10 protein-coding genes are annotated in these 10,020 nt (G+C 71.5%); all 10 read left to right on the forward strand.

The window, feature by feature from the left end:
- The first annotated feature begins 72 nt into the window (after window positions 1-72).
- Window positions 73-1,791: a carbon starvation CstA family protein gene (locus JCO01S_RS11380; protein WP_068255506.1), complete on the forward strand. Its 1,719-nt coding sequence runs from the start codon at window positions 73-75 to the stop codon at window positions 1,789-1,791.
- A 53-nt stretch (window positions 1,792-1,844) separates the two neighbouring features.
- Window positions 1,845-2,054: a cory-CC-star protein gene (locus JCO01S_RS11385; protein ID WP_068255541.1), complete on the forward strand. Its 210-nt coding sequence runs from the start codon at window positions 1,845-1,847 to the stop codon at window positions 2,052-2,054.
- 5 nt (window positions 2,055-2,059) lie between these two features.
- Window positions 2,060-3,055, forward strand: a complete 996-nt coding sequence (locus JCO01S_RS11390) for an ArsA family ATPase (protein ID WP_068255543.1) — start codon at window positions 2,060-2,062, stop codon at window positions 3,053-3,055.
- 34 nt (window positions 3,056-3,089) lie between these two features.
- Window positions 3,090-3,929 carry an aldo/keto reductase gene (locus JCO01S_RS11395; RefSeq protein ID WP_068255509.1) on the forward strand — a complete coding sequence of 280 codons (840 nt, stop codon included), beginning with the start codon at window positions 3,090-3,092 and terminating at the stop codon, window positions 3,927-3,929.
- Between the two features lie 3 nt (window positions 3,930-3,932).
- Window positions 3,933-4,508 (forward strand): nucleotidyltransferase family protein, encoded by a 576-nt coding sequence (locus JCO01S_RS11400; protein ID WP_068255512.1) that lies wholly within the window; start codon window positions 3,933-3,935, stop codon window positions 4,506-4,508.
- Between the two features lie 72 nt (window positions 4,509-4,580).
- The gene (locus JCO01S_RS11405; protein WP_068255515.1) at window positions 4,581-5,756 is read left to right on the forward strand and encodes an XdhC family protein; all 1,176 of its coding nucleotides are present in this window, start codon (window positions 4,581-4,583) and stop codon (window positions 5,754-5,756) included.
- Window positions 5,757-5,787: 31 nt separating this feature from the next.
- Window positions 5,788-6,255 (forward strand): (2Fe-2S)-binding protein, encoded by a 468-nt coding sequence (locus JCO01S_RS11410; protein WP_068255518.1) that lies wholly within the window; start codon window positions 5,788-5,790, stop codon window positions 6,253-6,255.
- The gene (locus tag JCO01S_RS11415; protein ID WP_068255521.1) at window positions 6,252-8,642 is read left to right on the forward strand and encodes a xanthine dehydrogenase family protein molybdopterin-binding subunit; all 2,391 of its coding nucleotides are present in this window, start codon (window positions 6,252-6,254) and stop codon (window positions 8,640-8,642) included. Before JCO01S_RS11410 ends, JCO01S_RS11415 begins: the two co-directional genes overlap by 4 nt.
- On the forward strand, window positions 8,639-9,493 hold the full coding sequence (locus tag JCO01S_RS11420; RefSeq protein WP_068255525.1) for an FAD binding domain-containing protein: 855 nt from the start codon (window positions 8,639-8,641) through the stop codon (window positions 9,491-9,493). Before JCO01S_RS11415 ends, JCO01S_RS11420 begins: the two co-directional genes overlap by 4 nt.
- A gap of 4 nt (window positions 9,494-9,497) precedes the next feature.
- Window positions 9,498-10,020 (forward strand): SRPBCC family protein (locus JCO01S_RS11425; protein ID WP_169796946.1); only part of this gene is annotated, 523 nt, incomplete at its 3' end.

Raw genomic sequence — 10,020 nt, forward strand, 5'->3', positions numbered from 1 at the left:
GATTGCTGGACACTGGAGTGACGGGTGTGATTAGTCTGACGTGATACACGTCACGGTGGAGGGAAGTGCGAAGTGAACTCGTTGCTGCTCGCAGGCATCGGTGTGGTGATGATCATCGCCGGGTACCTCCTGTACTCGAGGTACCTCGCCGGGAAGGTCTTCGTCCTCGATGACTCCAGACCCACCCCCGCGCACCAGTTCGAGGACGGCGTCGACTACGTCCCGACGAACAAGTACGTCCTCTGGGGCCACCACTTCACCTCCGTGGCCGGCGCCGCACCGATCGTCGGCCCGGCCGTCGCCGTCATCTGGGGCTGGCTGCCCGCCTTCCTGTGGGTGACCCTCGGGACCGTCTTCTTCGCCGGGATGCACGACCTCGGCGCGCTGTGGGCCTCGATCCGCAACCGTGGGCAGTCGATCGGCGCCCTGTCCGGCCGCTACATCGGCGCCCGGGGACGCAACCTCTTCCTCGTCGTGATCTTCCTGCTGCTGCTCATGGTCAACGCGGCCTTCGCGGTCGTCATCGCGGGCCTGCTGATCTCCACCCCGACCGCGGTCATCCCCACGTGGGGCGCCCTCGTCGTCGCCGTCCTCATCGGCCAGGCGATCTACCGGCTGCGGTGGAACCTGCCGCTCGTCTCGGTCGTCGGCGTCATCGCCCTCTACGCGCTGATCTGGGTCGGCAACGAGGTGCCGCTCGCGCTGCCGGAGACCGTCATGGGCCTGCCCGACGACGCGGTGTGGATCATCCTGCTCTTCGTCTACGCCGGCATCGCCTCGATGCTGCCGGTCTGGGTGCTGCTGCAGCCGCGGGACTACATCAACGGCCTGCAGCTGTTCATCGCCCTGGGCATCCTCTACGGGTCCGTCCTCATCGCCCACCCGGGCGTCGTCGCCCCGGCGTGGAACTCCGACGTCCCCGAGGGCACGCCCTCGCTCGTCCCGCTGCTCTTCGTGACGATCGCCTGCGGCGCGATCTCCGGCTTCCACGGGATGGTCAGCTCGGGCACCAGCTCCAAGCAGCTGGGCAAGGAGTCCGACGCCCGCTTCGTCGGGTACTTCGGGGCCGTCGGCGAGGGGCTGCTCGCGCTCGGTGCGATCATCGCGACCACAGCCGGCTTCCGCACCCTCGCGGACTGGGAGAACGTCTACCAGGCCTTCAACGACGGGGGCGTGACCGCCTTCGTCGACGGTGGTGGCGCCATCGTCGAGGCGGGCCTCGGCCTCCCGCAGTCGCTCTCGGCGACGATCATGGCCACGACCGCGATCCTCTTCGCGGCGACGACGATGGACACCGGCGTGCGCCTGCAGCGCTTCGTCGTCCAGGAGATGGGCGACGTCGCCGGCTTCTCGCTCGGCAAGACCTCGGCCACGGTCCTCGCCGTCGGGATCGCGCTCGCCCTCACCTTCGGGGCCGGCGCGGACGGCTCCGGGGGCATGCTCATCTGGCCGCTCTTCGGCACGACGAACCAGCTGATGGCCGCCCTGACGCTCGCGATCATCGCGATCATGCTGCTGCGCCGCGGGCGCAGCCCCCTGCCGGCCCTGGTCCCGCTCGTCTTCGTCGGCGCGGTGACCGTCTACGCGCTCTTCATCCAGCTGGGCACCTTCTACCGGGACCAGAACTGGCTGCTCCTCGTGCTCGACGTCGTCATCCTCATCGCGGCGGTCTGGGTCATCATCGAGTCGGTCGGCGCGATGCGCCGGGCGCGCTCCTACGACGGCGACGACGACGCCGAGCTGGCGCAGATCGCCGCGGAGGAGGCCGAGCGGATCGGGGGCCGGCGGTGACCGGACTGGGCGAGCGGCTGCGGGCCGTGGCCCGCGGCGTGAGCGATGCCTACATGGGCCCCTACCGGCAGACCTTCGCCCGTGCCCGCCAGGACGAGGACGACCTCTTCCGGGTCATCGTCCTGGCCGAGGCCCTCGGCGTGCCCAACCCCGCGAGCTACTACACGATCGAGCTGCTCCCGGTCATCTACGACGAGGTCCACGACTGGCACCGGCGGATGGGGATGGACCGCAGCCCGCTCGACCACTTCACCTGCTGCTGATGGGGCTGCTCACCGATCTCGGCGCCAGCCGCGAGGTGCTCTTCGTCGGCGGGAAGGGTGGCGTCGGCAAGACCTCCGTGGCCGCCGCACTGGCGCTCACCGTCGCCCGCGCGGGTCGCCCCGTCCTGCTCGTCTCCACCGATCCCGCCCACAACCTCGGGCACCTGTGGGGGCGACCCGTCGGCCCCGAGCCGGTCGAGCTGGAGCCCGGCCTGCGGGGACTCGAGATCGATCCCGCAGCGACGACCGAGGAGCACCTGGACGCGGTGCGCCACACCATGCAGCGGCTCATGCCCGAGCACCTGCGCGGCGAGATCAAGAAGCACCTCGACCTGGCCCGCGAGGCCCCCGGCACCCACGAGTCCGCCGTCCTCGAGCGGCTCGCGGAGGTGGTCCGGGCGCGTCGTGCGGACGAGCTCGTCCTCGTCGACACCGCGCCGTCCGGGCACACCTCCCGGCTCATCGCGCTGCCGGAGCTGATGCAGGCCTGGACCGACGGGCTCCTGCGCCGGCAGGAGCGCTCGGCCGGCTTCGGCGCCGCGCTGCGCGGCCTCGGTGGGGACCAGGGCGAGCGCGCGGCCGCCGACGTCGTCGGTGCGCCCCGGCCCCGGGACCGGCGGGAACGCCGCGATGCCGAGATCCGCGCGATCCTCGACCGGCGGCAGAGCCGCTTCCGCATGCTGCGCGAGCAGCTGCAGGACCCCGCCCGCTCCGCCTTCGTCATCGTGCTCGCCGCCGAGCGGCTGCCCGTCCTGGAGACCGTCGAGCTGCACGGGCAGCTCGAGCGCTCCGGCATGCGGGTGGGCGCGCTCGTGGTCAACAAGCGCTCGCCCGCCGGGTCGGGGGAGCTGCTGGCGTCCCGCCGGGCGGTCGAGGAGGAACACCTCGCCTCCCTTCGCTCGCAGCTGCCGGACCTGCCGATCGTGCAGGTGCCGCTGCTGCCCCGGGAGGTCCTCGGCACCGAGGGGCTGGAGCTGCTCGCCGGGCAGCTCGAGGGGTGAGGCGCCACCGCGGACGCTGTGCCAAGGTGAGGACATGGACGTTCCCGCACTGACCCTCAACGACGACCACACCATCCCGCAGCTGGGCTTCGGCGTCTTCCAGGTGCCTCCCGAGGAGACCGCCGGCGTCGTCCGCCAGGCCCTCGAGGTCGGCTACCGGCACATCGACACCGCGCAGATGTACGGCAACGAGGAGGGTGTCGGGCAGGCGCTGCGCGAGTCGGGGCTGGAGCGCTCGGAGATCTTCCTCACGAGCAAGCTGAACAACTCGAACCACCTGCCCGACGACGCCCACCGGAGCATGGCCGAGACCCTCGAGAAGCTCGGCACCGACCACGTCGACCTCTTCCTCATCCACTGGCCGCTGCCGACCCGCTACGACGGTGACTTCGTCTCCACCTGGCAGGCCCTCGTCGAGATGCGCGAGCAGGGCCTGGCCCGCTCCGTCGGCGTCTCCAACTTCGAGCCGGAGCACCTCGAGCGGCTCGGCCGCGAGTCCGACCTCGTCCCCGCCGTCAACCAGGTCGAGGTCCACCCCTTCTTCGGCAACTCGCCGGTGCGGCAGGCGACCGCCGCGGCCGGTGCCCTCCTCGAGGCCTGGTCGCCGATCGCCAAGGGCCAGGTCGCCGAGGACCCGACGATCGGGGACATCGCGCAGCGCCTCGGGCGCACCCCCGCGCAGGTCACGCTGCGCTGGCACCTCCAGCTCGGCCACGTCGTCTTCCCCAAGAGCACGCACGTGGAGCGGATGCGGGAGAACGCGCAGGTCTTCGACTTCACCCTCACCGACCGGGACATGGAGCGGATCAGCGAGCTGGACCGCGGGGCGGGGGGACGCCTCGGACCCGACCCGGCCACCTTCGACCGCGTCTGAGCGATGGGTCAGGTGGCCGGCCTGCTCCTGGCCGCCGGCGCGGGGCGCCGCATGGGGCGGCCGAAGGCGCTCGTCCACGACCCGGACGGCACTTCTTGGCTGCTGCGGGCGGTGACCGCCCTGGCCGACGGCGGCTGCGCCCCGGTGCTCGTCGTGCTCGGCGCCGGCCACGAGCCGGCCCGGGAGCTGCTCCGCGGGCAGGACGTGCAGGTCGTCCTCGCCCGGGACTGGGAGCAGGGCATGGGCGCCTCCCTCCGCGCCGGGCTGGCGGCGCTCGACGGGGAGTCGGTCGAGGCCGCCCTGGTCACCCTGGTCGACCTGCCCGACATCGGTGCCGACGTGGTGGATCGGGTGCGCAGGTGCGGCTGGGACGGCCGGTCCTCGCTCGCACGTGCGATCTTCGCAGGTCGCCCGGGACACCCCGTGCTCATGGGATCCGAGCACTGGGCGGCCGTCTGCCACACGGCGATTGGTGACAAGGGCGCCCGGGACCATCTGGCGACCCACCCCGTCCGGTCCGTCGACTGCACCGATCTGGCCTCCGGGGAGGACGTGGACCACCCGCACCCCTTGCCCTGAGTGCCGGGATGTCAGATGATCCAGACATCAAGCCGACATCGGCGCCGGCCGACCATCCCCGGAGGCAGTGGAGTGCGTGAGGTCCTGGACCAGCTGCTGGCATGGTGGCGCGACGGGAAGGACGTCGCGCTGGGGACCGTCGTGGCCACCTGGCGCTCCTCGCCGCGGCCACCGGGCGCCTCGATGCTCGTCGGCCCGGACGGTGAAGCCGTCGGCTCCGTCTCCGGGGGCTGTGTCGAGGGCGCCGTCTACGAGGTCGGCGAGGAGGTCCTGGCCTCCGGGAGCCCGCAGCTGCACCGCTACGGCATCAGTGACGACGACGCGATGTCCGTGGGCCTGACCTGCGGCGGGATCATGGACGTCTACGTCGAGAAGGTCTCCCGCGACACCTTCCCCGAGCTGGCCACGATCGCCGAGGAGATCGAGGCCGGCCGACCGGTGGCGCTCGCCACGGTGGTCGAGCACCCCGACCCCGCGTGGGTCGGCCGTCGCATGGTCATCCACCCCGAGGACCACTCCGGGGCGATCGGGAGCGACCGGGCCGACCACGCCGTGCTCGACGACGTCCGCGGGTTGCTCGCCTCCGGGCACAGCGACACCCTCACCTACGGGCCGGACGGCCAGCGAAGGGGGGAGGGCATGCGGGTCTTCGCCTCGGTGCACGCGCCGGCACCGCGCATGCTCGTCTTCGGGGCGATCGACTTCGCGGCCGCGTGCGCCCGGATCGGGAAGTTCCTCGGATACCGGGTCACGGTGTGCGACGCCCGGCCGGTCTTCGCCACGGCGACCCGCTTCCCCGACGCCGACGAGGTGGTCGTGGACTGGCCGCACCGCTACCTGCGGGGGCAGCTGGACGAGGGCGCCATCGACGCCCGCACGGTCGTGTGCGTGCTCACCCACGACCCGAAGTTCGACGTGCCGGTGCTGGAGATCGCCCTGCGTGTGCCCGAGATCGGCTACATCGGGGCGATGGGCTCGCGCCGCACCCACGAGGACCGCCTCGAGCGACTGCGCGAGGCGGGGATGACCGAGGAGGAGCTGGCCCGTCTCTCCAGCCCGATCGGCCTCGACCTCGGGGCCCGCACCCCGGAGGAGACCGCGGTGAGCATCGCCGCGGAGATCATCGCCGGCCGGTGGGGCGGCGGCGGGGAGCCGCTGGGCAGCCTGAGCGGCCCCATCCACACCACTGGTCGGGTCGACTCTCCCGGAGACCCCGAACGCAACGTGCCGAGCGCCAGTCACGCATGAGCTGAAGGACCACCAACACAAGGAGTCGACGATGACCCGAATCAGTGTCCAGGTCGACGGTGTCACGTACACCGACGACGTCGAGCCACGCACACTGCTGGTGCACTACCTGCGGGAGACCCTGGGCAAGACCGGGACCCTCGTCGGGTGCGACACCAGCAACTGCGGTGCCTGCACCGTCCACCTCGACGGGCGCAGCGTGAAGTCCTGCACGGTGCTGGCGGTCCAGGCCGACGGCCACGAGGTCACGACGATCGAGGGACTGGCCGACGGCGGTGAGCTGCACCCGATGCAGCAGGCCTTCAACGACTGCCACTCGCTGCAGTGCGGCTACTGCACGCCGGGGATGATCATGGCCTCGGTCGACCTCGTCCGGGACAACCCGGACCCGAGCGAGACCGAGATCCGCGACGGCCTCGAGGGCAACCTCTGCCGCTGTACCGGGTACCAGAACATCGTCCGGGCGGTCCAGCAGGTGGCGGGGGGTGAGCGGTCATGACGACGGTCGAGGAGCAGCCCAGCCACGAGATCGGCACCTCCCGCACCCGCAAGGAGGACCGTCACCTCACCACGGGGCAGAGCACCTACGTGGACAACATGACGCTGCCCGGGATGGTCCACCTGGCCATCCTGCGCAGCCCGATGGCCCACGCGAAGATCACCTCCATCGACGTCTCCGACGCCCGTAGCGCGCCCGGGGTCCTCGGCGCCTGGAGCGGACAGGACTTCGCCGCGGAGCAGGGCGACCTGCCGTGCGCCTGGCCGGTGACCCCCGACATGGTCAACCCGGGAGCGCCCTCGGTGGCGGTCGACCAGGTGAACTTCGCCGGTGACGCCGTGGCCGTCGTGGCCGCACGTTCGGCCGCGGAGGCCGTCGACGCCCTCGAGGAGATCGAGGTCGACTACGAGCCGTTGCCGCCCGTGCTCGACCTGGAGGAGGCCGTCAAGGACGGGGCCGACCTCGTCCACGAGTCGGCCGGTACCAACACGTCCTACACGTGGGTCTTCGACTCCGCGGAGGCCGGCTCCGGGGGCTCGATGGACGACGCGAAGCGGGACGCCGAGGTGACGGTGTCCCGGCGCTTCGTCCAGCAGCGCCTCAGCCCGGGCTTCATGGAGCCGCGTTCGATCCTCGTCCAACCCAGCGACGACGCGATCACGATGTGGTCGACCACCCAGATCCCGCACATCCTGCGCACGATGCTCGGGATGACCCTGGGCATCCCGGAGCACAAGATCCGGGTCATCGCGCCCGACGTCGGTGGTGGCTTCGGCGGCAAGATCACGATCATCCCCGAGGAGGTCATCACCACGCTCGTCGCCCGCTGGCTCGGGCGCCCCGCGAAGTACACCGAGACCCGCTCGGAGACGCTCGAGGCCGCCCACCACGGTCGTGGGCAGATCCAGGACGTGACGATCACCGCCACCCGCGAGGGGGAGGTGACCGGGCTGGACATCCACCTGCTCGCCGACATGGGCGCCTACCTGCGGATGATCACCCCGGGCATCCCCGTGCTCGGGGCCTTCATGTTCCCCGGGATATACCGCTTCGGCGCCTACCGGTTCACCTGTGACGGCGTCTTCACCACCAAGGCGCCCACGGACGCCTACCGCGGCGCGGGCCGGCCGGAGGCGACGTACGCGGTCGAGCGGATCATGGACGAGCTCGCCGCCGAGCTGGAGATGGACCCGCTGGAGCTGCGGCGCAAGAACTGGATCGCCCACGAGCAGTTCCCGTTCACCACCGTCGCCGGCCTGACCTACGACAGCGGCAACTACGAGGCGGCGACCGACCGGGCCGTCGAGCTCGCGGACTGGGAGGGGCTGAAGGCCGAGCAGGCCCGCCGCCGCGAGGCCAAGGACCCCGTCCAGCTGGGTCTGGGCATCTCGACCTTCACGGAGATGTGCGGGCTGGCGCCCTCCCGTGTCCTCGGCTCGCTGGACTTCGGGTCCGGGGGCTGGGAGAGCGCCTCGGTGCGCATGCTCCCCACCGGGATGGTCGAGGTCGTCACGGGCATCAGCCCGCACGGGCAGGGCCACGTGACCGGCTTCAGCCAGATCGTCGCGGACCGGCTCGGCGTCCCCTTCGAGAACGTCGAGATCATCCACGGCGACACCGCCTCGGCACCGAAGGGCCTGGACACGTACGGGTCCCGGTCCCTCACCGTCGGGGGCGTCGCCGTGATGAAGGCCGTGGACAAGGTCATCGAGAAGGCGAAGAAGGTCGCCGCCCACCAGCTCGAGGCGAGCGAGGAGGACCTGGAGTTCACGGACGGCGCCTTCACCGTGGCCGGCGCACCCGGCCAGTCGGTCACCATCGAGGAGACGGCCTTCGCGGTCTTCACCGCGCACGACCTGCCGGAGGGCATGGAGCCGACGCTGAACTCGGAGGCCACGTACGACCCGGTGAACTTCTCCTACCCGCACGGGACCCACCTGTGCGCGGTCGAGGTCGACACCGAGACCGGCCACGTGACCATCCGCAAGTACGCCTGCGTCGACGACGTCGGCACCCCCGTGAACCCGTTGCTCATCGACGGGCAGGTGCACGGCGGGCTCGCCCAGGGGATCGCCCAGGCGCTCTTCGAGGAGGCCGTCTACGACGACGAGGGCAACCTCGTCACCGGCAGCTTCGTGGACTACACGCTGCCCTCGGCGGGGGACCTGCCCCACTTCGACACCGACCGGACCGTGACCCCGTCCACGGACAACCCGCTCGGGGTCAAGGGCGTCGGCGAGGCCGGCACCATCGCCTCCACCCCGGCAGTCATCAACGCCGTGGTGGACGCCCTGCGGCCCTTCGGGGTCAACGACATCCGGATGCCGGCCACCCCCGAGCGGGTGTGGCGAGCGATCCAGTCCGGCTCGGAAGGAGCTGCGTCATGATCCCGTCCCAGTTCGACTACGTCGCACCGGAGTCCGTCGAGCAGGCGCTCGCCGCGATCGCCGAGGCCGGGGACGAGGGCAAGGTCCTCGCCGGCGGGCAGAGCCTGCTGCCCATCCTGCGGCTGCGGATGAACTCGCCGGAGACCGTCATCGACCTCGGTCGGATCGCCGACCTGCGGGAGGTCTCCGAGGAGGGAGACACCCTCGTCGTCGGGGCCATGGCCACCCACCACGACGTGATGCGTCACCCGCTCGTCGGGGAGCACGCGGCGCTGCTGGCCCGCGCCCTCGAGGAGGTGGCCGACCCGCAGGTCCGCCACCGCGGGACCGTGGGCGGTGCCCTGGTGCACGCCGACCCTGCCGGCGACGTGGGAACCGCGGTGCTGGCGCTCGACGCGGAGCTGGTCGTCGCCGGGCCGAACGGCTCGCGCACCGTGGCGGCGGAGGACTTCTTCGTCGACCTCTTCCAGACCGCGGTCGGCGAGGACGAGCTGCTCACGCACATCCGCATCCCGAAGCACACCGGGTGGGGAGCGCACTACGAGAAGTTCATCCGGGTCGCCCAGCAGTGGTCGATCGTCGCCGTCGCCGCGACCGTCAAGGTCGAGGACGGGGCCATCGCCGATGCCCGGGTGGGGCTGACCAACATGGGCTCCACCCCCCTTCGGGCGAAGGGGGTGGAGCGGGCGCTCGTCGGCCAGTCGCCGTCGGCGGACGTGGTCGGCCAGGCGGCCGCCGCGGCCGCGGAGGGTACCGAGCCACCGAGCGACCTCAATGGCGCCGCCGACTACCGCAAGCACCTGGCGGGGGTCCTGACCCGTCGGGCAGTCCTCGCAGCAGTGGAGGGATGACTACATGGATCTGGAACACCAGTTCACCGTTGACGCACCGGTCGAGGAGGTGTGGTCGACGATGATGGACCTCGAGAAGGTCGCGGAGTGCTTCCCGGGAGCGACGCTCACGGAGGCCGACGGCGACTCCTTCTCGGGGACGGTCAAGGTCAAGCTCGGGCCGATCGCGATGGTCTACAAGGGCAGCGGCTCCTTCACCGAGAAGGACGAGTCCGCCCACCGGGCCGTCATCGACGCCAAGGGTCGGGACAAGCGGGGCAACGGCACCGCGGGCGCCGAGGTGGTCCTGGCGATGACCGGCGATGGCTCGGGCACCCGGGTGGACGTGACGACGGACCTGAACGTCACCGGCAAGCCGGCCCAGTTCGGTCGCGGGGTCATGCAGGACGTCTCGGACAAGCTGCTCGCCCAGTTCACGGACTGCCTGGCCCGCCGCTTCGAGGAGCCGGCCGCCGGAACCGAGGAGGCCCCGCCGGCGGAGGGTGCCTCCGCCGCGGTCGAGGCACCGGATGCCGGTGCCTCGACCG

The sequence above is a fragment of the Janibacter corallicola NBRC 107790 genome, assembly GCF_001570965.1.
Taxonomy (GTDB): domain Bacteria; phylum Actinomycetota; class Actinomycetes; order Actinomycetales; family Dermatophilaceae; genus Janibacter; species Janibacter corallicola.

Bases quoted from the DNA above. Each gene is read 5' to 3' on its own strand.
- JCO01S_RS11385 (WP_068255541.1), top strand. From the start codon at position 1,845: ATGGGCCCCTACCGGCAGACCTTCGCCCGTGCCCGCCAGGACGAGGAC.
- JCO01S_RS11395 (WP_068255509.1), top strand. From the start codon at position 3,090: ATGGACGTTCCCGCACTGACCCTCAACGACGACCACACCATCCCGCAG.
- JCO01S_RS11400 (WP_068255512.1), top strand. From the start codon at position 3,933: ATGGGTCAGGTGGCCGGCCTGCTCCTGGCCGCCGGCGCGGGGCGCCGC.
- JCO01S_RS11410 (WP_068255518.1), top strand. From the start codon at position 5,788: ATGACCCGAATCAGTGTCCAGGTCGACGGTGTCACGTACACCGACGAC.
- JCO01S_RS11415 (WP_068255521.1), top strand. From the start codon at position 6,252: ATGACGACGGTCGAGGAGCAGCCCAGCCACGAGATCGGCACCTCCCGC.
- JCO01S_RS11420 (WP_068255525.1), top strand. From the start codon at position 8,639: ATGATCCCGTCCCAGTTCGACTACGTCGCACCGGAGTCCGTCGAGCAG.